Source organism: Pseudaminobacter sp. Soil_N_29 (assembly GCF_057656055.1).
Map to the genome: position 1 here is coordinate 1,053,922 of NZ_JBDGLC010000001.1, position 24,694 is coordinate 1,078,615.

The window sequence follows — 24,694 nt, forward strand, 5'->3', positions numbered from 1 at the left end:
GGTCGGTGGTGAAGGCCTTGATCTGGGCCGGCTTCATAGCCGCCAGCTGGCTCGCCGTCAGCTTCTTGACCTGCTCGGCCGACAGGGCTGCGATCGTGCCTTCGGCAAGGCCTGCGATAGCCTTGACGCTGATCGCCGCGATCTCATCCTCGCTGAACTTCGTGATCTCGGTGGCGTCGATGGTCGCCCACTGCGCGGCGGTCATAACCTTAACCTGATCCACCGTCAGCGCCTCGATCTGGTCTGCGTCGAACGCGTCCATATGTTTCGCGCTCATCGCTGCAACCTGAGACGAAGAGAAGCTCGCGATCTTGGCGCTGTCGATCGCCTTCAACTGATCAACGGTCAGGCCCTTGACGGCGGCCGTCGAGATGGCGCCCAGCTGCTCATCGTCGAAGGAGTTAAAATGCGCCTTATCGAAAGCGCTGATCTGGTTGGCGTTCAGAGCCTTGATCTGGCCCGTGTTGAACGCCTTCAAATCGTCTTCGCCAAGTGTGCCGATGACAGTCGGCGACAGCGATTTAATCTGATTCAGGCTCATAGAAGAAATGATCGAAGTCATGATGAGCTACCCCCCACTAGGTCATATTTTGAGATGCCACGCCTTATCCGTTAGCGTCCGAGAACAGCTTTCAAATCTCTTCACCGGACTGCTGGGTGCGAGTCCGGCGGCGAGCTTGACCAGCTGGCCGAGTGCCGTTGCCGGAAGCGACCATTCGGATGCCCTTGCGGGCACAGAAAAGGTTGGATCGATCGACCATGCCCCCCTCGCGGGGGCCGAGCGTCGGAAATGCATCATGCAGACAGGGTGCCAATAAGCCCTGTTTCCTACGCCTGCTTATGCGCGCATCCCGCCGAGGCAGAACACATCGAGTCCTATCCTCGGCGCACCACAATAGGTTGTTCGCAGCAGAAGACTCGACCTATGATTATTGACCAGATCTCTAATTTTGAATTAACGGCGCACGTAAGCGGACCGGCCGGGAATCCGTCCTCCTCTTAAAAGAACTGCTGTCTTTCATTATTCTTGAGCGTAGAGATGTTTTCAAAACACACCGCCACCGTGGCAGCCTTCCCGATGCTGTTGTCTTCCAATGCGATTGCTGCCGAAATATTGGTCGTCAGATGCCGATATTCAGCTGGACATCGAAGCAGACTTCCAGGGCGCTGACATCAAGAGGGAGGCGTCAGTAGTCGCTACCGACCTGGGCAAGGCCAACCTGTTCAACGACGAATTCCTGAACCTGGTCCGGAAGTTCAACTTCCACGTCGTGCGTGCCGGCATCAACTACAAGTTCTGATTTGCACTCAGCAGCGACTTTGGCCCGGCGCACGCTGGGGCTTTTCTTCGCCCGCTACCAAAAAATGCCCGTCGCCGACAAGCTGACGGGTAAGGCACGCTCGCAAGGGGGACGGGCGAGCGCATGGAGCGCCGTTTGGTTCCCGAGTGCCGCTGGGGGCCCATCGTCGCCAAACTGCGCGTCCGCGTAGTACGCGGGTCGCGAGAGGCTCATTGTGGAGCCAAGATCAACAAAAAACGACTGGTTATAGGTAGAGAAGGTTGGACACCAGTCCCCTCCCCTCCGCCAGTCCTACTCGCCCCAATATTCTCCATCGCCAATATTGACGCCCGGGAGCCAAAACGCGGATTTCGTTCTCTCTGCGCCGAAATTCTCCAAAGCTCCTGACTACGCGGATTTGGTACGGAATTGTTAGTTGTTGAACTATTCAATAATTTATCGATGAACTTACATAAAGTTCGAACCCTGTCACGCCTACCAACCCCAACCTGCTAAACTGTCTCCGCTCCCGACAAGCGGCCTCAGAAACCCAGGATTTCCGGGGTTTTCAACCAGAACCTTGTGGCTACGCAAATCCGACACAGGGTATTCAGCAGTAGTTTTTGTTGATCTTTTTGGATCGACACCTTGTGTCAGTGGCTCGGAACTCCCCCATGCGCCTGCACCCGAGATCGAACCAGTGCATGCCATGCTCGGTGCGGGAAATCAGCGTCTTGTTCGGGGCCGACAGCAGACAGTCCGGTTTCGAGCCTCTGATGTGGGATAGCTGCCGGCAAAAAAAGCGCGGCGATCCCAGAGACGGCTTCCGCCCCCACAGACAGCAATAGCTGCCATTCCGCTCCCCCACCCCATTCTCGCCGAACCATGCAGGGTTGAACGATCAGACAGCAACCCCTCTCGTTCGGCACCTGTACGGTAGTCGCAATTACGTACCGCAGAATGTCTGCAGAACCCGCTCTTCGTGAGCGGGTGGCTGCGAATATTCCTCCATCTCCGGCTGCTCGTCGAACGGGTGGGCCAGGACCGTGAGCAAGCGATGGAAAGGACCGAAATCACCATCATTCGTGGCGGCGGCGATGGCAGCTTCGACACGGTGATTGCGTGCTATGTACTTCGGGTTCACCGTGCGCATCCGAGCAGCCCGGTCGGCTGCATTCTCCGGCTCGCGAGCCAGCCGTTCACGCCAGCGCGAAGCCCAGCCATCGAAAGCAGTCGGGTCGATGAAGTGGTTGCGGACTCGGCCGGAGCCGTCGACCTCATGCGCGAGATCGCGAAACGTAAGGGTGAAATCGGCGCCGTTGCGCGCCATCAGGTCGAGCAGTTCGGCGGCAAGATCAAGGTCACCCGGCTGTTCGGAAAACAGCCCGATCTTGTGGCGGACGCCTTCATGAAACGCAGCCTCGTAGTACGCCTGAAACGATCCGATCGCCGCTTTCGCCAGCTCGAAGCCTTCATCGTCTCCGCCTGCTTCGTTTCCCAGAATGGGCAGCAGCGCTTCGCCCAGTCGCGCCAGGTTCCAGACGGTGATGCGGGGCTGGTTTGCAAACGCGTAGCGACCCTGATGGTCGATGGAACTGAACACTGTCGCCGGATGATAGGCGTCCATGAACGCACATGGACCATAATCGATCGTCTCGCCCGAAATGGCGACGTTGTCGGTATTGAGGACGCCATGGATGAAGCCGACCAGCATCCATTGTGCCACCAGCTTCGCCTGCGCTGCGACAACGGCGTCGAGGAACCCAAGGTAGCGGTTGGGACTGCCGGCCAGATCCGGGTAGTGCCGCGCAATTGCGTAGTCCGCCAACGCCCTCAGGCCGTCGATGTCTTCCCGTACGGCAAGGTACTGGAACGTGCCGACGCGGATGTGGCTGGCGGCAACGCGCGCTATCAGCGCTCCGGGAAGCCTGGTCTCGCGATAGACGTGCTCACCAGTGGCAACCAGCGACAGGGTTCGCGTGGTTGGGATCCCAAGCGCGTGCATCGCCTCGCTGACGATGTATTCGCGCATCATCGGGCCGAGCGCTGCCCGTCCATCACCATTGCGGGAAAACCGGGTCGGACCGGAGCCCTTCAACTGAACGTCGCGCAATTGGCCGCTGGTATCAGCCAACTCTCCCACAAGGAGGGCACGGCCGTCGCCAAGCTGAGGCACGAAGTTGCCGAACTGGTGACCAGCGTAGGCCTGCGCGATGGGACGCACGCCAGCGGGAAAGCGGTTACCGGCCAGCATTTCGACACCTTCAGAGCTACGCAACCAGCCAATATCAAGGCCTAGTTCAGTCGCGAGTGGTTCATTCAACTCAAGCAGCCGCTGAGCTGACACTGGCGATGGATCCGTGTGTGCATAAAGCCGTTCGGGGAGATCGACGGCATAGGTGTGGTGGAACCGGGGGCTGCGCATGACGTCTCGAGACTTGTTTGATCTAACAACTACATAGGAATGCCGCGGGGTCGTGAGCCAGCAACTTGAGTAGGCCTTATGGCCAACGACCCAATCGCAATTCTGATACTGACCAAGTCGCAGCCGGGACAGTTCTGGTCCGCACAGATGCGGGCTTCCCCTTACCTTGGCAATGGTCCAGATCTCTCAGATCCTCACTGAAGCCCAAAAGCATGTCTGACGAGGGGCCGACACCAGACGGACAGCTTCTGGCGCGAGAGCTGGAAACGCCGCCATCCCCATCTGTCCTCTGGTGCGCCTTGCAACAATCACCAACGTCCCTTTTGCGTCTTCGGCCGGTTACGCTAGGTTCGGCCGCGTGGAGCATTGGGGGAAAGAATGTCAGCATCGACAATCCGCAACATCGACCGTTCGAGCCAGGATCCGGAATTTGGCCCGTGGCTTGCGCATGCGTCGGTGCTGGTCGTCGATGATGAGCCCGGGATGCGCAACTTCCTCGTTCGCACCCTCGGACCACGCTGCAAGCGGATAGAGGAAGCGGCTGACACGGAAGAGGCAACCCGTAAGCTTGACCAGCAGCATTTCGATGTCGTCATCCTCGACAACATCATGCCGGGGCGAAATGGCGTCGACTGGCTTGCCGAGCAGCGGGCGATCGGCTTTTTCGCCGAAGCGATCCTGATGACGGCCTTTGCCGACCTCGAGACCGCAATCCAGGCGCTTCGCGCCGGCGCGGCCGACTTCGTGCTGAAGCCGTTCCGCTCCAATCAGATTATCAATGCCGTTGCACGGTGCCTCGACCGCCTGCGCCTGCAGCGCGAGAACAACGTGCTGCGCTTCGAGTTGCGGGCCGCGTCCGATCATATGCTGCTGCGGGACCGGCTCATCGGTGAATCCGAGCCAATCCAGCGGGTCCGCGAAACCATTGCTCGGGTTGCGCCGCTGCCGACAACCGTCCTTCTGACGGGCGAATCCGGAACCGGCAAGGAAGTCGCGGCGCGCACGTTGCACTCCCTGTCCGACCGCGCAGACAAGCCATTTGTGCCGGTCAATTGCGCTGCCATTCCTCCGGACATGATTGAAAGTGAACTGTTCGGCCACCTGAAAGGCGCTTTCACCAACGCCGGAAGCGCCCGCGAGGGCCTCTTCATGCATGCGCACGGCGGCACCCTGTTTCTCGACGAAATCGGCGAACTGCCGCTTTCCCTGCAAAGCAAGCTGTTGCGGGTGCTGGAAGATCGACGTGTCCGCCCGGTCGGAGCCGAACGCGAAGTGCCGGTGGACCTGCGGTTCGTATTTGCGACAAACGCCAATCTTGCCCAGGAGGTCCAGGCGAACCGCTTCAGGGCCGATCTCTATTTCCGCATCAATGTGCTGCAGATTCACCTTCCGCCACTCAAGGAGCGTGGAAACGACGTGCAGGATCTGGCGTCGCTGTTCATGACAAAGCTGTCGCAGCAGCTGGGCGTCCCGAAAGTTCCGCTCGATGATGCCGCGCGCGAAGCAATGGCCCGCTATCCCTGGCCCGGAAATGTGCGCGAGCTACGCAACCTCATCGAACGCACGCTGATCCTCGGGCGGTTTCCCTACGAGCAGCTTGCGTTTGACGGACTGCCCCCGGCGCAGGACAGGCCGGAAGCGGAAAGCCTTGCCGAGATGGAGCGCCGCCACATCCTCGCCGTCTTGCGGGAGGTCGGCGGCAACCGCGAGGAAGCCGCGCGCCGTCTCGGCGTGTCGCGCAAGACGATCGACCGCAAATGCGCGGTGTGGAATGCCTGAACAGTCAGTGCGTGCGCCACATCCGGAGCGGCAGGCGGGACGTTCGGTCCGGTTTCGCCTGCTGGCGATCGCGCTTCTGCCGACGCTCGTGCTTCTGCCATTGTTGCTCGGCGTTACCGTCCTGCGCTGGAACAGCAAGTTCGACGCGATGCTGATCTCCAAGGTTAATGGCGACCTCACCATCGCGCACCAATATCTCGCCCGCATTCTGGAAAACACTGGCGAACAGATCGGCGCGCTTGCTGCGTCGGCGCGGTTCAGGGACGTCATCGCACAAGGCGAGCAGCCATTTGCTGCGCTGAATTCCCTTCTCGACCAGAAGCGGCGCGATCTTTCGTTCGATTTCCTCTACCTGATCGACCAACGAGGCAACGTCATCGCCTCCGCACATCCGTTGCAAATCCAGACTGCACGGCTCGACTGGCCAATTGTTGGCGAGGCGTTGGGCGGAGCTGGCAAGACCGCAATCGACATATTCGAGGAAAGCGACCTCTCCGCAGTTGCGCCTGAACTTGCAGAGCGCGCCCGCATCGAGCTTGTCCCGACGCCGAATGCTGTTCCCACCGACAAGAGCACCGAGGCGCGCGGCATGGTCGTCCATTCAGCCTATGCGACACCGCTCCCCAACGGCACGGTCGGCGCGCTGATTGGAGGCATCCTTCTCAACCAGAACCTCGAATTCATCGACACGATCAACGACCTTGTCTACCGCGAAGCCAGCCTACCCGAGGGAAGTCAGGGGACGGCAACGCTCTTCGTTGACGACGTCCGCATCAGCACGAATGTCCGCCTGTTCGAGGGCCGCCGTGCGCTCGGCACGCGTGTCTCGGCAATTGTCCGCTCCGCTGTGCTGGACAAGGGCAAGACCTGGCTCGACAGCGCATTCGTCGTCAATGACTGGTATATTTCGGCTTATGAGCCCATCGCCGACAGCTACGGCAAGCGCGTCGGCATGCTGTATGTCGGCTTCCTGGAAGCGCCATTCACGGAGGCCAAGCGCGAAAGCCTCCTGACGATCCTGTTCGCCTTTCTGGTCATTGCGGCTGCGACAGTGCCCCTGTTCCTGCGCTGGGCAGGTTCGATCTTTCTGCCTCTCGAGCGTATGGCCCGCACCATTGCCCGCGTGGAGGATGGCGATCTTGGCGCACGCACCAAGGTCAGGCCGGCAAATGACGAGATCGGACGCGTGGCGGTGCATCTCGATCACCTGCTCGACCAGTTGCAGGAGCGGGACAGCCAGTTGCGTGCATGGAACGAGGAACTGAATGCACGTGTCGAGGAACGTACGCGCGAGCTTCAGCTTGCCAATAACAGATTGGAGGCCACGACAAAGCAGCTCATCATGTCGGAAAAGCTGGCGGCGATCGGAGAGATAACCGCCGGCGTCGCACATGAAATCAACAATCCTATCGCGGTGATGCAGGGCAACCTTGAAGTCGTTCGCTCGGTAATGGGCGAGCGGGCCGACGAGGTGCGGACGGAATTCCGGCTGCTCGACGAACAGATTCACCGCATCAGCCAGATCGTGACCAAGCTGTTGCAATTTGCACGACCGGAAGAATATGCCGGCTATATGGAGCGCCACGCGCCCGAAGACGTCATTTCGGACAGCCTGCCGCTGGTCCAACACTTGTTGAACAAGGCACGCATCACGGTGGTTCGCGAACCGGGCACGACCCGTTTGCTACTGATGAATCGGACAGAGTTACAGCAGGTCCTGGTCAACCTGATCGTGAACGCGATCCATGCCATGCCGGACGGCGGCTTTCTAACGCTTCGAACACGCGACCAGGAGCGGGATGGTCGACCAGGTATTGCGCTGGTGGTTGCAGATACCGGCATCGGCATGAGTGAAGAACTGCTGAAAAAAGTGTTCGACCCATTCTTCACGACCAAGCGGCGAGATGGGACCGGTCTTGGGCTGTCGATCAGCCAGACCTTGATCAGTCGGCAGGGCGGCGCCACGTCCGTCGACAGCACGCCTGGAAAGGGTACCATCTTCACCATCTGGTTGCCGGAAGCCGACTGAGGTCTCGGACATTTTGTCTGCCGGCTTTGGACAAAATGTCCATAGAAGACCTCCTCTCATGCAAGAAGCCTATGAAATTGCATGACGTATTCGCTTGGCATGCATGTTGCTTGCATGGGTGTGAACCAGGCGGAGGAGCGAACGAGTCAAACGGTCACGCCGTAGTACGGTGGGCTGCGCCCACGGAGGATGGGCCCCCAAGCACAATCACCACTCATCAGGATGGTCCCGCCAGCAGATGCCTGTCGCGGGCCGGAGGAGATCTATGTCTACAGCTACAGAAACATTCACCGGAGGGTCCGGCCCCTACGGCGGCCTTCTCGACAAGGAGCGGATTGTTGCCCGGCCTGGCTTCAACCGCTGGCTGGTCCCACCGGCAGCGCTCGGGATCCATTTATGCATCGGCATGGCTTACGGTTTCAGCGTGTTCTGGTTGCCCCTCTCGCGCGCAATCGGCATCGACCAGCCGGTGACCTGCGCTGACATGAGCCTGATGAGCGCGCTCTTCACCACGAGCTGTGACTGGCGCGTCTCCGATCTCGGCTGGATTTACACGTTGTTCTTCGTCCTACTCGGCTGTTCGGCAGCCATCTGGGGCGGCTGGCTTGAGAAGGTCGGGCCACGTAAGGCAGGCTTCGTTTCCGCACTTTGCTGGTGCGGCGGCATGATCCTTGCAGCAATCGGTATCATCACCCACCAACTCTGGCTGATGTGGGTCGGTGCCGGCGTCATCGGCGGCATCGGGCTCGGACTTGGCTACATCTCGCCCGTCTCCACGCTGATCAAGTGGTTCCCGGACCGGCGCGGCATGGCGACCGGCATGGCGATCATGGGCTTTGGTGGCGGCGCGATGATCGGAGCGCCACTCGCCGACATCCTCATGAACCACTTCCAGAGCGAAACTTCTGTCGGCGTCTGGCAGACCTTCTTGGTCATGGCTGCGATCTATCTCGTATTCATGATGGGGGGCGCGTTTGGCTACCGCATCCCGCCGGCTGGCTGGCGACCGGAAGGCTGGACACCGCCCGCGAGGACCAACCAGGCGATGATCACGACGCGCCACGTCCACCTGCGCGACGCCCATAGGACCAAGCAGTTCTGGCTGGTGTGGATCGTCCTGTGCATGAACGTATCCGCCGGGATCGGCGTGATCGGCATGGCCTCGCCAATGCTTCAGGAAATCTTCGGTGGCCGCCTGATCGGCTTGCCGGAGCTCGGCTTTACCGAACTTGACGGCTCGCAGAGGGCTGCAATCGCGGCGATTGCCGCCGGCTTTGCTGGTCTTCTTTCGCTGTTCAACATTGGCGGCCGGTTCTTCTGGGCGTCCTTGTCGGACAAGATAGGCAGGAAAAACACCTATTACACGTTCTTCCTGCTCGGCATCGTGCTGTATGCACTCGCTCCGACTGCTGCCGGCATGGGCAGCCAGCTCCTGTTTGTGGCGATCTTCTGCATCATACTGTCGATGTATGGCGGGGGTTTCGCCACCATTCCTGCCTATCTGGCTGACATCTTCGGGACGCAGTTCGTCGGCGCGATCCACGGACGCCTGCTCACCGCCTGGGCGACTGCCGGTATCCTCGGCCCTGTGGTCGTGAACTACATTCGCGAGCTCCAGATCGCAGCCGGTATTCCGCGTGAACAGGTGTACGACTTCACCATGTATATCCTCGCGGGCATGCTGGTGATTGGTGTGATCGCCAATGCGATGGTCAAGCCGCTCGACTCCAAGTGGTACATGTCCGACGAAGAAGTCGCGAGGCTCCAGGCAAAGACCGCCGCAACGGCCCATCAGGGACCGACCGGCTCCTTCGGCATTGGCAAGGGCGGCCTCGATGCCAAGGCAGCCGCAGCCTGGGCCGTCGTGGGTATCCCGATCCTCTGGGGCATCTGGATAACGATGGAAAAAACGGCAGCGCTATTTGGCTGATCTGTTTCGACAAGCTCCGGCGCGACCTGCTCGCGCCGGACATCCGCTGCAAGTGCAGACATGCTCGCCTGCGCGCGTGACGGGCTGTAAAATGCTAATTGAACAGCGCGCGAAGCCATTCGGCCGCGCGGCCTCGCCTGCGTGGCGAACCATACTATCCGGACATCGACGGATCGCTTTGGAACAGCGATCGCTGGATAACATAGACATTCGCTCACTTGCCTTCAGCCCTGCCGTTCGAGCTATCACCTACGCTTTCGAGCCTTGGGTGGAGCAACGTGCCATCGGAGGCGCAACTCGAACTCCTGCTCTAGCGAGCAACGCCGCGCCACCGGAGCGTGGGCCGGGCGTAGCGATGGCCCGACGACTGCGTTCATTCATCTGAATGGGCCCATGGACGGTGATTGTTGGGTCCGGACGATGTCACCAAGGCCGGATCTGATGTCGGAACGCCGTCATCGACTGCTGTGTGATCTTCGTGGAAGCCGCGTGCCTCCCTCCTCGCCTTACGCTGCGGTGCGCGCCATTTGTTCTGTCCCGTCCGCCGCTACGCGGGGCCTTCCTTTTCCTTGCACCCCTGACGGGCGTGTGGCGCTTACCCTAGGCGGCCAGCCTTCACCAGCACTCGGTACACTGCCCCAACGCTTAGCCCCAGTTCCTTAGCTATTCGTCTATGCCCGAGGCCACCCACGTGGAGTGCTAATATCACCTTAGACCGACGTTGCGCAGGCGTTTGCGGCCTGATGCTTGATCGTAAGACGTTGATCTCCCACATTGAATCACGGTTCGTAGTTCTATTCCGCTTCACCCGCCAGATAATTAGCCCGAAGTTAATTTCCAGCAGGTTTTGAGAAGTCTTTTCTAGAACACGTCCGTTGTGCGCCTGCGGCAACTCTACCGTGCGGTCGCCACGGCAAACCACATGGCAACCAGGGCCAGAAGCGCCGACAGAACCCGGCGAGCGAACTGCTCGCGGCGGGGGTCGTTCAGCATCGGTTCAAGTGCGCCTGCAATCAGCACGATCAGCAGATGCACCACGGTTGCCACGCCGACATAGATGCCCGTCAGGGCCATGGCCTGGGCCATAGGCGGCGCTTCCAGGTCCATGAAGGTCGGCAGCACGGCCACGTAGAAAATGCCGGCTTTCGGGTTGAGCACATTGGTGATCAGGCCGCGCAGGAAGTATTTGTCGCGGGTCGCCGCGCCATTGACCTCGCCGGCGCCGCCCGAGCGCCATCCGTCCACGGCCAAGTAAAGCAGGAACAGAACGCCCGACCAGCGAAGAACGTCGTAGAGCAGATTGGAGGTCTGGACGAGTTCGGCCACGCCGAAGGCCGCGACCGCGCCGATCAGCGCCAAGCCAAGAGCAACCCCGGCCACGGTCGCGAACCCGGCGCGCCGCCCATCGCTTGCAGAAACCAGGGCCAGATAGGTCATGTTCGGCCCCGGCGTCACTTCGATCAGAAACGACGTCAGCAAAAACGACGCGGCGGTGGAGGCGGAGATCAATGAGGTGTCCATCATCAGCACCTCGATAGCCGGTTTCGACTGGCGCCGGAAGGTGCCGCCACAGCCGCTCCGGCAAGGGTCGGTCATCCTTTATGCGGGGCGGTTGTTCGCGGTTCAGGCAGGAGATACAGCGTTCTGCAATTCACCCACCATCATCGCGTCCGCATAGCTTGCGGGCCAAGCCCGCATAAAGAAGCGCGGGCACGGCAATGCAGGCGAGATACATGACCGATCCGCTCCAGCCGTGCAGCAGCGCCATGGCGAACGGGCCGAACGCCGCGATCAGGGAGTCGTCAGAGCCGCAAGCGCCCGCCGCCTGTTCAGGCCGCGACAGTTGGTCGAATACCGTCACGATTGCCAGCGCGAAGCTGCCCCTGGCCCGTGCCGACCTGCGGGTTTCGCGACGGCACTTAGCTCCTGGTTGCGACGCGCCTCTGCCATGCGCGGTAGAGGTGGCCGTCGCCCTCGGTCTGGTGAGGGCGGTGAGTGATCGAGGCCCAACCCTGTTTCTCCAGCGGCTGCGACAGCTCGGCGGCGATGCCCGCCGTGGAGAGGCCGAAGGGCTCGGCCTGTTCGTTCGAATAGGCAAACACTATGTCCCCAATCCCGGCCATCCGCATGGCGGCCATGCACATCGGGCACGGCTGTCCGCTTGCATAAACGGTGCAGTCGTCGAGGCGCGGCGACCCCAGCGCACTTCCCGCGGCCCTGATGGCAAGCAGTTCGGCATGGGCGGTGGGGTCGTTGTCGGCCTGGATACGGTTCACCCCGCGTGCGATCACCTCGCCGTCCTTGACCACCACCGCGCCGAAGGGCCGCCCGCCCTGCTCGACATTGGCAAAGGCGAGAGCGATGGCTTCGTCCAGGAACTTGTCGGTATCGGTCATTTCGCCGTCCCTTGCTTCAACTGTTTCTTGTTGCCGCTGCTGCCCCGCACCGCTCGCATCTGGTTAGCGCTTCTGCGCGCCATGCGTAAACCCTCCGGTCGGGATCAAATGATGGTGATCCAGCGCCGCCTTGGCGTGAAAATGCACGAGGCTGCTCTAGCTCAAGAAACGCGTGGGGCACACACCAGGATCAGTCGGAGGATGTCATGATTGGAAAAGTCGTGGCCGCGGCTTCGCTCGTCGCCGTCTTTGCAATTCCCGCACTTGCGGCGAACCAATATTGGGTCGCCAAGGATCCCGCTTCGAATCGGTGCCAGATCGTGGAAAGGAAACCCGACGGCAAGAATCTGACGGACGTGGGAACCAAGCCCTATGCAAACAAGGCGAATGCGGAACGGGCGCTGAAGGAACTTTCCGCCTGCAAGTGATTGCAGCTACGCAGTGAGCGGGGAGCGCCGGCGCTTGTTCTCGTAGAGAGCGCGGTCGGCCTCCTCCAGCGCGTCCCGGAAGCTCATGCCCGGCCTGCAGGCGGAATAGCCGCAGGTGACCGAGACCTCGACCGGCGTTTCCGAGCCTGTCGTCACGGCCACCTTCGCGACTGCTGCCTCGATGGCTTCGACCAGGTCCTTCGGGAAAAGCTTGCCCTCCAGCCTGACGAAGGCGCAAAACTCGTCGCCGCCAATTCTGGCGACCAGGTCGCAATCGCCCAGGGCGGCCACAAGCGCCTTCGATGTTTCGACGATCGCGTCGTCGCCCGCCAGATGACCGAAACTGTCATTGATGCGCTTCAGGTAGTCGAGGTCTACGAGCACGAATACGCCCTTGATGCCGTGCCGCATCGCCAACTCGAACTGCTCGATGAAGCTTGACCTGTTCAGAAGCCCGGTCAGGGGATCGGTATTGGCCCTTCTTGCCAGGTCGTTGGCCTGCCTGATCAGGGTCCGGTAGGAATTGTTCAGCCGCTCCATCTTCGTGAACAGCATCCCACCGAGCGGAATGGCGATGACGAACGGAAGGATGAACCTGACGATTATGGTGATCGTATCGGCTTTCGCGCCGACCGCCATCCTCATTCCGGTAGAGACGGAGATGGAGATCGATGCTGCGGCCAGCGAAATCAAGATCGTTCTCGTCACGACGTAACGGGATGGGAAATTCATTAGTCTGGCCGGTCGAAATATACGGGGATTACGATGGAATAATTTTAGATTTCCTCGGCGCGAAACCGGTGAACTACAAAACGTCATTTCCGAAAATTTCCGACAAACCGTCGCGTCCGTTCGGATTTTGTTTTAGAAGAACAATCTTCTCGCAAGCCTTCTAGTTGTATCACGAGCAAGACACAACTGAGCCGTCGCCCGATGGTTAATCAAACGGAATCGGAGGCTTGGCACCCCTCTTTCTCGCGCTTCCGCGTGCCTCCTCGTAGGCGTAGTAGTTATGCAGCACCGTTGGCGTTTTGCGATGCGCTGGGGATCGGATTGGCGACACAGGCGTTAGGCTTTGTCGCAACCCCTGTCCCGGACGCAGCCATGAACACCGCCAACCTGCAACTCGAAGGCCTCTATCTCGCGCTTGCCGCCATCAACGAGGCGCTGGTCGCCAAGGGCCTTCTGACAACCGAGGAAATCGGCCTCGCGCTCCGTCGCGCCGAGGCCATCGCCACCGGAGATGACCGCATGGTGGAGGATTTGTCGCCCGCGAACCGGGATGCCGTATGCTTCCCCATCCGGCTTCTGCAACTGGCCAACAACCCGCGGGCCCAGCAAGACCTGCCCACCTTCTCGCAGCTGGCCAAGATGGTCGGCCAGACCAAGGAGCCCTATAACGACCAGATGTAGGCGGGCCTCCGGCACTCTTGCCGAGCGCGGCTGATGATGCTTTCTTGGCCCCGCGCCCGGGCACACGGCCGCGGGCGGCGAATGGGAGGGAAGGCATGGAGACTGCAGGACGTTTGGATCGCGGCGAACGGCAAGGCGCGTTCTGATTCCGGGCGATCATCCATGGCAGCTCCGCGTGGCATCCCCCTGAACACGACACCTCCGGTGCCGGCAAAGCATCCCGGCGGCACTCTGCCTCGCCCCTACCGGGCGGCGGAGCGGCCCATGGCGCCCGGCACTATCCTGTAGCCGCAGCAATGCCCAGACGCATTTTCCCGGCCTTCCTCATGCTTGGCGCTGCATTCGCGCAACCCGCCGGCGCGGCCCCCGCGCCGAACCGGCTGGCAGACGGCACCTATCATTGCGAAGTCTATGCGCTGGGCGTGTTCATTCACCTTGGCGACATCGTCATCGAAGGCGACACCTATCGCGGCCCCTTTCACTTCGGGGCGCCGCCGGAACCCTACAAATACGAGCTGAGCCCCGAAGGCGAGATCACCTGGCTCGGCCCGCTCGGCGGTTTCACCTCGGGCGGCAATTCGGTGGACATCACGCAGGTCACGAAAAACAGCGAGAAGGCCGCCTCCTTCGACATCATCATGCGCGAGGCGAGCGGCAACTATTCTGCCGCCACCTGCGACAAGCAATAGCCGCAGGGCTTCCCCACCCTTCCGAATGATGTCGTATCTGCCAGGGGCCGGGTTCGGCCGGCGTCAGGCAGCCGAGGGTCCGGGATCGTCCGGGCCGCCATCGAAGGGCGACGGGCTTGCGCGTTTCGAGCTTGCGGGGACGTCGTCCGCGCTGTGGACCAGCCGCAGGAACGAGCCGCGCGATTGGGGCGTCTCGACCTGGCCTGCTTTGCTTTCGGCCTCGCGCCTGGCCTGTTCGGGCTGGTAGACGACCTCGCGCACCGTGATGGTTTCCTGACCGCCGTCGGCGCGAGGAATGGTCATGGACTGGCCCTCGGCAAGCCCAAGCAGCGCCAGGCCGCGCGGGCTGCTGATCGAAATCACCGCCCCCACCATTCCGCGCATGGCGTCGCTCGCCACGATCCGCGTCTCGGCGGGGCCGTCATCCACCGCATAGGTCACGCGGCTGCTCAAGGTGACGACCGCGGGCTCGACATCGTCGCGAAACACCACCCTTGCCCCATCGATCTTGCGCCTGAGAATCTCCCGCATCGGATCGTCGTGCCCCGGGTGGCGCTCCAGCATCGCCTCCAGCAGGGTGTAGTCCTTGGTCGTCAGCTGACAATCATCCGTGTTCGACATGGCAGGCCCCCGCCGGACCGTTTTCGGGGCGGCCTCGGCATCAAGCGTTGATCTTGCATGCGGAAGTTCTCCCCTGAGCCGGACCTTGCGATGACGCCGCCGGCGCAGGGGCTAGACTCCTGCGATGAGATTGCCTGTGCTGTTCATCACCCGGCTCCGAACGAATGGTCCGCCTTGCCCTCAGTTTCCGCCGGAAGTGGCGGTCGCCGGCGCGGCCGCGCCTGCGTGATGCACCTCGAGCACTTCGAGCTGATGCGTGCGGCCGTCGCGCGCGGTCCACATGATCGCCTGGCCCTTGGTCAGGCCGATCAGCGCCGTGCCGATGGGCGTGAAGATCGAAATCTTGCCCTGCGCGATATCCGCATCGCCCGGGAACACCAGCGTCACGGTCTTGGCCTCGCCGGTGTCCGGCTTGAAAGTGACGGTGGAACCCATCTGGACCACGTCTTCGGAGATCGAGCCGTCGGCCACTACCCGGGCCCGGTCGAGCTCCAGGAACAGCTCTTCGGCCATTTCGGGATTGCGGCTTTCCATGGCGGAAGCGAAAGCCAGCAGCTTGGCGTGGTCCGTGGCGCCGATCTTGATGGCCGGCTTGCGCTTGGCCTTGGTCTTTTCTTGCATTTTACACCCATGCTTGTGACCGCCCACGGAGCCCCTCAGAGGCTGCGACATGCGGCTGCCGGTTTGGCGATAGTTGATTTGGTGGAGCGCCGCTTGCAGAAAAACCCTGCAAAATTGCCATATACCCCGCGGCTCGGGGGCGCATGGCTGCCGAGCCGGGGGCTAGAATCCCGCGATGGGGCAAACCCGCGGAAACAGAGTGGTTCGGACTTCAACGACGATAGACATAAATTGATAGTCTCGAAACTTCACCGGAAAGTCAAGCAAAGGGCTCGCCAGCGTTCCGGAAAGCAGAAATGCCCCGCCGCGGCGGCCAAGCTAAGAGCCCTTGTCCTTGCGCCCGCTATCACTGGAATTGCAAAGTAGATCTCGCCCGGATTCTGCCTGCCCCCCATTCAGCAGATTTTAATTTCGCGCCCGTACCCTGACCGCCGCCCACGAGATTGCAAGCGCTTGCGGCAATGGCAGCCGCGCAGTCGAGCTGGCCACATGCGGGGGGACTTCAGATTAAGATCAGGGCTGCGAAAATCCCATGAACGCGCGCGGGACACACGCCAGACCCCGCCTGCTCGGGCTCGTGTGGCCCTTCATCGCTGTCGTCCTTGCGCAAGCCCTGCTGGCCAGCCTCAGCCTCTACACGCTCTCGGCGGTTCGCGCCTATGTCGGCGGCGAAAGCCTGTGGTCCAAGGGACAAAAGGACGCCATCTACTTTCTCGACCAGTATGCCGCCACGGGCGACGAAGAGTACTACCAGCGCTACCGCCAGGCCATCGCCACGCCGCTTGCCAACGGCAGGGCACGGCTTGCATTGGAGGGACCGGCGCCCGCTCTGGATGACGCAAGAACCGGGCTGCTGCAGGGCGGCAACCATCCCAGGGACATTGCGGGGCTCGTCTGGCTCTACCGCAATCTCCGCGGCTTCACCCCACTCGAGGCATCGCTGCGCCACTGGGCAGCGGCCGACTCGCTGCTTGCGGAACTTGCCCGCTATGCGCAGGCCATGCGCAGGGAAGTCCTCGCCGGGCCGGTCAGCCCCGGGCGCATCGCCGGCTGGCGCACCGAAATCATGCGCTACAACGAGCGCATCACGCCGCACGCCATCGCCTTTTCATCGAGCCTCGGCAACGCGTCGCGTGTTTTCAAGAGCCTGCTGACCGCGATCAACCTGGCCGCGTCCGCAGCCTTGATCGGCCTCGCCATCTGGCGCACGCGCAAGCTGCTGCTGCAGCGCCATGCCTTTGAAGACGCGCTGAATGCGGAGCGCGAGCGCGCGCAGGTCACGCTCGCCTCCATCGGCCAGCCGGTCATCACCGCCGACCTGGACGGCAAGGTGGACTATATGAACGCCGCGGCCGAGCAACTGCTGCGACGAAAGCTCGATGCCGCGCGCGGCCAGCCGCTGAAGCAGCTTTTCAGCCTCGTCGACGACAAGACGGACGCCGAGTGCGTTGACCTAGTGGCCAAGATTCTGGAAGCCGGCGACGGCGGCGTCGATCTGCACGCGCAGCGCCTCGTCCGCGCCGACGAGTTTTCCGTGCCTGTCTCCCTGGTCGGCGCGCCGCTGACGCAGGAAGGCAAGCCCGCCGGCATCGTGCTGGTGGTCCACGACAAGACCCAGGAACAGGCCTATATCGAGCGCCTGTCCTGGCAGGCCTCGCACGATGCGCTGACACGGCTTGCCAACAGGCGCGAGTTCGAGCGCCGCATCGAGCTCGCCCTGGAAAGGCTGGCCACCGGCCATAGCGCCCAGTGCGCGCTGATGTTCCTCGACCTCGACCAGTTCAAGATCGTCAACGACACTTGCGGCCATGCCGCCGGAGACCAGTTGCTGTGCCAGGTCGCGTCCCTGCTGCAGAACGAACTGCGCGCCGACGACCTGCTGGCGCGGCTGGGGGGCGACGAGTTCGGCATCCTGCTCCCCGAGGCTGTCCCTGAAGATGCCGCGCGCGTGGCGGAGCGCCTGCGCAAGAGCATTTGCGACCTGCGCTTCGTGTGGAACGCGCGCGCCTTCAACATCAGCGTCAGCATCGGCCTGGTTCATGTCGACCAGAAGCAGACCACCCTGCAGGAACTGCTGAGCGCCGCCGACATGGCCTGCTATATGGCCAAGGAAAAGGGCCGCGATCGGGTCCAGATCCATTCCCCCACCGATGCGGAATTGCAGGAACGCTTTGGCGACATGGCCTGGGTCCAGCGCATTCGAGACGCGCTGGAAGGCGACCGCTTTTCGCTCTACGCCCAGGAAATCATGTCGCTTTCAGGCGGGGAAGCCGCCGGCATGCATGTCGAGCTGCTGTTGAGGCTGCGAGACGAAGACGGAAGCATCATCCCGCCCGGAAGCTTCATGCCGGCTGCCGAACGATACGGGCTGATGCCGCAGATCGATCGCTGGGTGGTGCGCAATGCCTTCGCCACCCTGGCCGAACACCTGGCGCGGCCGCGCGGCACGCCCATCGGCTCCTGTGCCATCAACCTTTCGGGCGCGACCCTGGGCGACGACGCCTTCCTCGCATATGTGCGCGAGCAGTTCGAGCGCTTCGCCATCCCGCCGTCGTTGGTCTGCTTCGAGATCACCGAAAGCAGCGCCATCGCCAACCTGCCCCAGGCCGTGCGCTTCATCACCGAGCTGCGCGGCCTGGGCTGCCGCTTCGCCCTCGACGATTTCGGCGTCGGCATGTCCTCATTCGGCTATCTGAAGCACTTGCCGGTGGACTTCCTCAAGATCGACGGCGGCTTCGTGAAGGACATGCTGGAAGACAGCACCGACCGCGCCATGGTCGAAATGATCCACCACATCGGCAAGATCATGGGCAAGCACGTCATAGCCGAGTTCGTGGAAAGCGAGGCCATATTGCAGGATCTTCGCTCGATCGGCATCGATTATGCGCAAGGCTACGCCGTCTCCCTGCCGCAACCCTTCGACGGCCGGGAGGCCGGCCCCGACGATGCGGTCCTGGAACAAGCGAAGAGCCTTCGCAAGCTGGCGGGATGATCGGCTCCGGCCCGCGCCGAGTTGCGCCCCCGGGCTCAGCGCTCGAACAGGATGGTGGGCGAATCCTTGTAGGTGGTGCGCGTCACTTCGCGATAGCCGCATTTCTCGGCCACGCGGATCGAGCCGCCATTGCCGGGATCGATGATGCACACCGTCCGCGCCCCGCCAAAATGCCGGTCGCCCCAGGCATGCATCGCGCCCACGATCTCGCTCGCCAGCCCCTTGCCATGCGCCGACGGCACGAGCACCCAACCGGCCTCCGGCACGCCGACGATGGACGGCTCGATGTCGCGTTTCAGGTCGTGGAACCCGGCCTCCCCCAGAAACTCCCCCGTCGCCTTGTCCTCGATCGCCCATAGGCCGAAGCCGAGCACCCGCCAGTGGCCGACATAGCGCAGCAGCCGAACCCATGCCTCCTCCCCCGTCATCGGCCGGCCGCCGATGAAGCGGGTGACCACCGGGTCCGCCCACATCGCCGCATAGGCCTCGAAATCCGACTGCCTGTGGCCGCGCAGTATGGTGCTCGGCGTCTCTACGACCGGGATTTCGGAAGGGTCAGAATTCATCATGGTGCGCTCGCCGTGCAGAAATGTGCTGCCATCGGGATGGCGGCAGTTCCAACCTGTGTCAATCTCGTCGCCGCAGCAGGGTATCCGTGGGGATTTTGCGCCGCAACCGGGCGCTGTCAGGAGAGTTCCGCGGCGTGAGGCCGACGCTTGACCGCGGCGCGAAACTCCGCCCATCTACCGGCGCGTTTAGTTTCGCCGGTCCGATACGCAAGGAATCACCATGGAAACCGCCGACCTGCTGCTTGCCATCTTCCACCACATACTGGTCTTTGCCCTGGCCGCAGTCATCGCCGCCGAGGTGGTGCTGATCCGCAACGAGATGACGCACAGGACAATCGGCAGGCTGGCCGGCATAGACCGCGCCTACGGCCTCGTCGCGCTGTTGGTCATCATCATCGGCGTCGCCCGCGTGTTCTACGGCCTGAAGGGCTGGGAATTCTACGTCTATAGCTGGACCTTCTGGGCCAAGATGGCGGCCTTCGCCGCCGTCGGCCTGCTGTCGATCCTGCCCACCATGCGCTTCCTGTCCTGGAAGAAGCAGGTGGCGGCCGACCCCGCCTTCGCCGTGCCCGCGGCCGAACTCGCCTCGGTGCGCGGCTCTCTGCGCGCCCAGATGATGATCTTCATGCTGATCCCGATCTTCGCGGCGGCGATGGCGCGGGGCTACGGCCTGTTCGGCTACTGACCGGGATCTTCCAGCGGTGCAATCGGCACCAGCGGCGCGGGTATGTTGGTGGTCTTTTCCTTCGCCTTGCAGATGTCGGCGATGACGCAGTTCGGGCAGTCTGGCTTGCGCGCCTTGCACACATAGCGCCCGTGCAGGATCAGCCAGTGGTGGGCGTGGCGCATATATTCGTCCGGTATGATGCGGACGAGCCCCGCCTCCACCTGCTCCGGCGTCTTGCCGGGCGCCAGGCCCAGCCGGTTGCCGATACGCAAGATATGCGTGTCGACGGCCATGGTGTGGTGGCCGAAGGCCATATTGAGCACCACATTCGCCGTCTTGCGGCCCACCCCTGGCAGCTTCACCAGCGCATCGAGGTCGTCCGGCACCTCGCCGCCATGGTCGCGGATCAGCGCCTCCGACAGCGCCACCACGTTCCTGGCCTTGGCGCGCCACAGCCCGATGGTGCGGATGTATTCGCCTACCTTCTCCTCGCCGAGCGCCAGCATCTTCTGCGGCGTGTCGGCGACCGCAAACAGCGGCCGCGTCGCCTTGTTCACCCCGGCGTCGGTGGCCTGCGCCGACAGTACCACCGCCACCAGCAGGGTGAAGGCGTTGACATGCTCCAGTTCGCCCTTCGGCTCCGGCCGCTGCACGGCGAAGCGGCGGAAGATCTCGTGCACCTCGGCAGGCGTGTAGAGCGATTTCGGCCGGCGCGCGCGCGGCTTGGCGCTCTTCTTCGCGACATTGGCGGTTGCGGCTCGCGGCTTTTTGGTTAGCTGCTGATCTTTGGGCTTGGGACTGTCCATGGCTTTCCTATAAACTGCGGGCATGAGCGAGACAAACGCTGCCTATGCGGCCGACGAGCCATTCTTCCACGCCCTGCTGACGCCGCACCGGTCGCTGGGTCGAACCGGCTTCCTGCTGCTCATGGGCACGATGACATTCGGCTGGCTCGTCACCGGCGCTTTCTTCCTCTACAACGGCGCCTGGCCGGTTTTCGGTTTCTTCGGGCTCGACGTGCTCGGCCTCTATATCGCCTTCCGGCTGAACTACCGCGCCGCCCGCGCCCGCGAGGAGGTCATCGTCTCGCGCACCAGCCTGGAAATCTGCAAGGTTTCGCCCTCGGGCCGTGCGGAAGACCACCGCTTCAACCCATTCTGGGCCCGCTTCTCGGTCAAGCGCCACACTGAGATCGGCATCACCAGCATGGCGGTGGAGGCTCGCGGGCAAAGCGTGCCGATCGGCAGTTTCCTCAACCCCGACGACCGCGAAAGCTTCGCCAAGGCGTTTTCGCTTGCCCTGGCCACAGCGCGGGGGCGCTGACAAGGTTCAGGTCGCCGGCATTTCCGCAAGTTTCGGGTGGCTATGGCTGCGTGCCCGCACGATAATCGCGGTCAAGGAGATAAGCCATGAACGCACCCACCGCGATTCTGCGCGAGGAAATCACGCCGCAAGGCTGCGACTACGAGATCGTCCGCCGCGTCATCGAAAAAATCAGCCTGGACTATCGCGACCAGCCTTCGCTCGAAACGCTTGCGGCCGAAGTGGGCGAAACGCCGACAGCCTTGCAAAAACTGTTCACCCGCTGGGCCGGCCTCTCCCCCAAGGGTTTTTTGCAGGCCGTCACCCTCGACCATGCCCGGCGGCTGCTCGATTCGGGGCTACCGCTGCTCGAAACCGCCTTCGAGGTCGGCATGTCCGGGCCCGGCCGCCTGCACGACCTGTTCGTCACCCACGAGGCGATGTCGCCCGGCGACTACAAGAGCCGCGGCGCGGGCCTGACCATCCGCTACGGCTATCATATCTCGCCCTTCGGCGTGGCGCTGATCATGGTCACCGACCGGGGCTTGGCCGGCCTGTCCTTCAACGATGCCGGCCACGAGCGCGAAGCCTTCGAGGACATGGCCGGGCGCTGGCCAAATGCGACCTATGTGGAAGACATGGCCGCCACCGCGCCCTATGCCGCGCGCATCTTCGACCCGGCGCGCTGGCGTGCCGACGACCCGCTGCGCGTCGTCATGATCGGCACCGATTTCCAGATCAGCGTCTGGGATGCGCTGCTCAAGATCCCCATGGGCAAGGCGGTCAGCTATTCGGCCATCGCCGCCGGCATCGGCGCGCCCAAGGCCAGCCGCGCCGTTGGGGCTGCCGTGGGCGCCAACCCGATCTCCTTCGTGGTGCCCTGCCACCGCGCCGTCGGCAAGTCGGGCGCGCTCACCGGCTATCACTGGGGCCTGACGCGCAAGCGCGCCATTCTCGGCTGGGAGGCCGGGCAGCTCAGCAAAAACGGCTGAAACCGGCTTCCGGCATATTTCAATATCGGCTCAAACCGAATAGCTTCCCGCCGATTTGGAGCGCCGCCGATGAACGGCCTGGCGCGCCGAAGCCTTCAAATCCGCGCACTCGGCCGTGCCCTCCCCGCACGGGCTCATGCGCCAGCGGGAGACTTTCCTTGATCACCGTCATCGGCTCCATCAATCTCGACCTGATCGTCACCGTCGAACGGCTTCCCGCGCCCGGCGAGACGGTTCCGGGCAGCACCTTCAAGACGGCGCCGGGCGGCAAGGGCGCCAACCAGGCGCTGGCGGCCGCACGCGCCGGCGCTTCGGTGCGCATGGTCGGCGCCGTCGGCAAGGATGCCTTCGCGGGCGAGGCGCTGGCGCTGCTGAAGGACGGCCAGGTCGATCTCTCCGCCGTGGCCGAAGCCGCCACCGCCACCGGAACCGCACACATCCTCGTAGGCGCCGACGGCGAGAACGTGATTGCCGTGGTGCCGGGCGCAAACGAAACCGTGCTGCCCGGCAACGTAGCCAAGGCAGCGCTCGGCCAGGGCGACATCGTGCTCCTGCAGCACGAGATCCCGCTTGCCACCGTGGAAGCAGCACTCGATGCCGCGGCGGCGGCCGGCAGCGTTTCCATCCTCAACACCGCGCCCTTCCGGGCAGATGCCGCGGGGCTGCTGGCAAAGGCGAACTATGTCGTTGCCAATGAGACCGAGTTCGACCTCTATTGCGAGGCGTTGTCGCTCGAGGGCGCCGACCGCCCTGCCCGCATGAAGGCCTTTGCAGTGGCCACCGGCCGCACCATCATCGTCACGCTGGGCGGCGAAGGCGTGCTTGCCGCCACGCCGGAAGCGTTCCTCAGCGTACCGGCGCTGAAGATCACGCCGCTCGACACGGTCGGCGCTGGCGACACCTTCTGCGGCTATCTGGCCGCGGGCCTTGCCGAGCGCCTGCCGCTTGGCGATGCGCTGCGGCGCGCTGCCGTCGCCGGCTCGCTCGCCTGCCTCAAGCCCGGCGCGCAGCCGGCGATTCCGCTCGCTGGCGAGGTCGACGAGGCCATCGCCACGGCCATGGCGAGCTGACCCCGATGGCCACGCCCAATCGCCCCGCCACAAAGCTCGACGTGCCGCCGGCAGGCGAAATCTGCCGCATGCCGGCGGTCGAACTGGTGAAGAAGATCAAGGCGCGGCAGCTTTCCGCGCGCGAGGTGGCCACCGCCTTCCTCGACCGCATCGATGCCGTCAACCCGAAGGTCAACGCCATCGTATCGCTCCGCGACCGCGCCGACATCCTGGCCGAGGCCGACGCCGCAGATGCTGCGCTGGCAAAGGGCGCCGTCCCCGGCCCGCTCCACGGTCTGCCCATAGCGATCAAGGATTTGGCGCTGACCAAGGGCCTGAAGACCACCTTCGGTTCGCCGATCTTCGCCGATTTCGTGCCCGACGAGGACGATTTCTTCGTCGAGCGCATGCGCGCGGCCGGCGCCATCCTCATCGGCAAGACCAACACGCCGGAATTCGGCCTCGGCTCGAATACCTACAACAACGTCTTCGGCGCGACGCTCAACGCCTTCGACCCGGCTCTCACCGCGGGCGGCTCCAGCGGTGGTGCTGCGGTCGCGCTGGCGCTCGACATGGTGCCGGTGGCCGACGGCAGCGATTTCGGCGGCTCGCTGCGCAACCCTGCCGCCTTCAACAATGTCTTCGGCCTGCGCCCCTCGCAAGGGCTCGTGCCGGCCGGGCCGATGAATGAGGTGTTCCATTCGCAAATGGGCATCGAGGGGCCGATGGGCCGCAATGTGCGCGACATGGCGCTGCTGCTCGACGTGCAGGCCGGCCACGACGCACGCGCACCGCTATCGCTTGACGGCGAGACCGCCTATCTCGATCGCCTCGACACCGCCCCCAAGGGCGGCCGCATCGCCTGGTTCGGCGATCTCGGCGGGCATCTGCCGATCGAAGCCGGAATCCTCGAGCTTTGCGAGGCGGGCTTGCGGCGCTTTTCCGACATCGGGTTTGCCGCCGAGCCGCTCGTGCCGGAATTCGACTTCGAGGCGCTGTGGCGTGCCTTCGTCACGCTGCGCCAGGCCACCAGCGGCTGCGAGCTGAAGGCGCATTTCGACAACCCCGCCCGACGCGATCTCCTGAAGCCTGAGGCGATCTGGGAGATCGAGGGCGCGATGCGCCTCACGGCCGTGCAGGTGCACGCCGCCTCGACAGTGCGCTCCAAGTGGCACGCGACGCTGCTAAAACTTTTCGAGCGCTTCGACCTGCTGGCGCTCCCCACCGCGCAGGTGTTTCCCTTCCCGGTCGGAACGCACTGGCCGAAGCAAGTCGCCGGCCGGACGATGGACAGCTACCATCGCTGGATGGAAGTCTCGGCCTATGCCACGCTGGCCGGCTGCCCGTCCCTCAACGTGCCGGTCGGCTTCGACGCCCAAGGTCGGCCCATGGGCATGCAACTCATCGGCCGCCCGCGCGGCGACCTGGCCGTACTGCAGGCTGCCGCGGCCTATGGGACGGTGCTGCCGTGGGCGGCGGGGGCGTGACGGCAACCGGAGCGAGGGTCGAACA

At 63.1% G+C, this 24,694-nt stretch carries 22 protein-coding genes and 1 pseudogene; 13 read left to right on the plus strand and 10 right to left on the minus strand.

Features of this window, described 5'->3' with window-relative positions; genetic code table 11:
- Positions 1 to 562, minus strand: a pseudogene (locus AC3A4H_RS05045) (beta strand repeat-containing protein); the annotation flags it as partial.
- Between the two features lie 532 nt (positions 563 to 1,094).
- On the opposite strand from AC3A4H_RS05045, the gene AC3A4H_RS05050 reads away from it, so the two are divergent.
- Positions 1,095 to 1,301, plus strand: a complete 207-nt coding sequence (locus tag AC3A4H_RS05050) for a hypothetical protein (RefSeq protein ID WP_487765694.1) — start codon at positions 1,095 to 1,097, stop codon at positions 1,299 to 1,301.
- A 925-nt stretch (positions 1,302 to 2,226) separates the two neighbouring features.
- On the opposite strand, the gene AC3A4H_RS05055 is transcribed toward AC3A4H_RS05050, so the two are convergent.
- Complete coding sequence (locus AC3A4H_RS05055; RefSeq protein ID WP_487765695.1) at positions 2,227 to 3,705, minus strand: protein adenylyltransferase SelO; 1,479 nt, start codon at positions 3,703 to 3,705, stop codon at positions 2,227 to 2,229.
- Between the two features lie 378 nt (positions 3,706 to 4,083).
- Here AC3A4H_RS05055 and AC3A4H_RS05060 point away from each other — a divergent pair, with 378 nt between their 5' ends.
- From AC3A4H_RS05060 to AC3A4H_RS05070, 3 genes are all read left to right on the plus strand, one after another.
- Positions 4,084 to 5,484 carry a sigma-54-dependent transcriptional regulator gene (locus tag AC3A4H_RS05060; protein WP_487765696.1) on the plus strand — a complete coding sequence of 467 codons (1,401 nt, stop codon included), beginning with the start codon at positions 4,084 to 4,086 and terminating at the stop codon, positions 5,482 to 5,484.
- A complete protein-coding gene (locus AC3A4H_RS05065; RefSeq protein WP_487765697.1) occupies positions 5,477 to 7,513 on the plus strand; it encodes a cache domain-containing protein in 2,037 nt (678 codons plus the stop codon). Before AC3A4H_RS05060 ends, AC3A4H_RS05065 begins: the two co-directional genes overlap by 8 nt.
- Before the next feature lie 265 nt (positions 7,514 to 7,778).
- Positions 7,779 to 9,443: an OFA family MFS transporter gene (locus AC3A4H_RS05070; RefSeq protein WP_487765698.1), complete on the plus strand. Its 1,665-nt coding sequence runs from the start codon at positions 7,779 to 7,781 to the stop codon at positions 9,441 to 9,443.
- A gap of 894 nt (positions 9,444 to 10,337) precedes the next feature.
- Here the strand turns inward: AC3A4H_RS05070 and AC3A4H_RS05075 are convergent.
- Genes AC3A4H_RS05075 through AC3A4H_RS05085 form a run of 3 tightly spaced genes read right to left on the minus strand, consistent with a single transcriptional unit; the run spans position 10,338 to position 11,839 of the window.
- Positions 10,338 to 11,039 carry a LysE family translocator gene (locus AC3A4H_RS05075; RefSeq protein WP_487765699.1) on the minus strand — a complete coding sequence of 234 codons (702 nt, stop codon included), beginning with the start codon at positions 11,037 to 11,039 and terminating at the stop codon, positions 10,338 to 10,340.
- Positions 11,040 to 11,094: 55 nt separating this feature from the next.
- Positions 11,095 to 11,304: a hypothetical protein gene (locus AC3A4H_RS05080; protein ID WP_487765700.1), complete on the minus strand. Its 210-nt coding sequence runs from the start codon at positions 11,302 to 11,304 to the stop codon at positions 11,095 to 11,097.
- 58 nt (positions 11,305 to 11,362) lie between these two features.
- On the minus strand, positions 11,363 to 11,839 hold the full coding sequence (locus tag AC3A4H_RS05085) for a nucleoside deaminase (RefSeq protein WP_487765701.1): 477 nt from the start codon (positions 11,837 to 11,839) through the stop codon (positions 11,363 to 11,365).
- A 206-nt stretch (positions 11,840 to 12,045) separates the two neighbouring features.
- On the opposite strand from AC3A4H_RS05085, the gene AC3A4H_RS05090 reads away from it, so the two are divergent.
- The gene (locus AC3A4H_RS05090; protein WP_487765702.1) at positions 12,046 to 12,267 is read left to right on the plus strand and encodes a hypothetical protein; all 222 of its coding nucleotides are present in this window, start codon (positions 12,046 to 12,048) and stop codon (positions 12,265 to 12,267) included.
- Between the two features lie 6 nt (positions 12,268 to 12,273).
- On the opposite strand, the gene AC3A4H_RS05095 is transcribed toward AC3A4H_RS05090, so the two are convergent.
- Positions 12,274 to 12,960 (minus strand): GGDEF domain-containing protein, encoded by a 687-nt coding sequence (locus AC3A4H_RS05095; protein WP_487765703.1) that lies wholly within the window; start codon positions 12,958 to 12,960, stop codon positions 12,274 to 12,276.
- Positions 12,961 to 13,371: 411 nt separating this feature from the next.
- Here AC3A4H_RS05095 and AC3A4H_RS05100 point away from each other — a divergent pair, with 411 nt between their 5' ends.
- Positions 13,372 to 13,680, plus strand: coding sequence for a hypothetical protein (locus AC3A4H_RS05100; protein ID WP_487765704.1), 309 nt, complete (start codon positions 13,372 to 13,374; stop codon positions 13,678 to 13,680).
- Between the two features lie 296 nt (positions 13,681 to 13,976).
- A complete protein-coding gene (locus tag AC3A4H_RS05105) occupies positions 13,977 to 14,369 on the plus strand; it encodes a hypothetical protein (protein ID WP_487765705.1) in 393 nt (130 codons plus the stop codon).
- A 63-nt stretch (positions 14,370 to 14,432) separates the two neighbouring features.
- Here the strand turns inward: AC3A4H_RS05105 and AC3A4H_RS05110 are convergent, their stop codons facing one another.
- Both AC3A4H_RS05110 and rnk read right to left on the minus strand, forming a co-directional pair.
- On the minus strand, positions 14,433 to 14,990 hold the full coding sequence (locus tag AC3A4H_RS05110) for a GreA/GreB family elongation factor (protein ID WP_487765706.1): 558 nt from the start codon (positions 14,988 to 14,990) through the stop codon (positions 14,433 to 14,435).
- A gap of 180 nt (positions 14,991 to 15,170) precedes the next feature.
- Positions 15,171 to 15,611: a nucleoside diphosphate kinase regulator gene (gene rnk / locus AC3A4H_RS05115; RefSeq protein WP_348779884.1), complete on the minus strand. Its 441-nt coding sequence runs from the start codon at positions 15,609 to 15,611 to the stop codon at positions 15,171 to 15,173.
- Positions 15,612 to 16,143: 532 nt separating this feature from the next.
- On the opposite strand from rnk, the gene AC3A4H_RS05120 reads away from it, so the two are divergent.
- A complete protein-coding gene (locus AC3A4H_RS05120; protein WP_487765707.1) occupies positions 16,144 to 18,603 on the plus strand; it encodes an EAL domain-containing protein in 2,460 nt (819 codons plus the stop codon).
- A 35-nt stretch (positions 18,604 to 18,638) separates the two neighbouring features.
- Here the strand turns inward: AC3A4H_RS05120 and AC3A4H_RS05125 are convergent, their stop codons facing one another.
- Positions 18,639 to 19,172, minus strand: coding sequence for a GNAT family N-acetyltransferase (locus tag AC3A4H_RS05125; RefSeq protein ID WP_487765708.1), 534 nt, complete (start codon positions 19,170 to 19,172; stop codon positions 18,639 to 18,641).
- Positions 19,173 to 19,392: 220 nt separating this feature from the next.
- Between AC3A4H_RS05125 and AC3A4H_RS05130 the strand changes: the two genes are divergently transcribed.
- The gene (locus tag AC3A4H_RS05130) at positions 19,393 to 19,857 is read left to right on the plus strand and encodes a DUF2214 family protein (RefSeq protein WP_487765709.1); all 465 of its coding nucleotides are present in this window, start codon (positions 19,393 to 19,395) and stop codon (positions 19,855 to 19,857) included.
- Here the strand turns inward: AC3A4H_RS05130 and nth are convergent.
- On the minus strand, positions 19,851 to 20,645 hold the full coding sequence (gene nth / locus AC3A4H_RS05135; RefSeq protein ID WP_487765710.1) for an endonuclease III: 795 nt from the start codon (positions 20,643 to 20,645) through the stop codon (positions 19,851 to 19,853). The two genes, AC3A4H_RS05130 and nth, sit on opposite strands and share 7 nt — an antisense overlap.
- A 22-nt stretch (positions 20,646 to 20,667) precedes the next feature.
- On the opposite strand from nth, the gene AC3A4H_RS05140 reads away from it, so the two are divergent.
- From AC3A4H_RS05140 to AC3A4H_RS05155, 4 genes are all read left to right on the plus strand, one after another.
- The gene (locus AC3A4H_RS05140; RefSeq protein ID WP_487765711.1) at positions 20,668 to 21,162 is read left to right on the plus strand and encodes a DUF2244 domain-containing protein; all 495 of its coding nucleotides are present in this window, start codon (positions 20,668 to 20,670) and stop codon (positions 21,160 to 21,162) included.
- 86 nt (positions 21,163 to 21,248) lie between these two features.
- A complete protein-coding gene (locus tag AC3A4H_RS05145) occupies positions 21,249 to 22,133 on the plus strand; it encodes a methylated-DNA--[protein]-cysteine S-methyltransferase (RefSeq protein ID WP_487765712.1) in 885 nt (294 codons plus the stop codon).
- A 158-nt stretch (positions 22,134 to 22,291) separates the two neighbouring features.
- Positions 22,292 to 23,203, plus strand: coding sequence for a ribokinase (locus AC3A4H_RS05150; protein ID WP_487765713.1), 912 nt, complete (start codon positions 22,292 to 22,294; stop codon positions 23,201 to 23,203).
- Positions 23,204 to 23,208: 5 nt separating this feature from the next.
- Positions 23,209 to 24,669, plus strand: coding sequence for an amidase (locus AC3A4H_RS05155; RefSeq protein ID WP_487765714.1), 1,461 nt, complete (start codon positions 23,209 to 23,211; stop codon positions 24,667 to 24,669).
- Positions 24,670 to 24,694 lie beyond the last annotated feature (25 nt).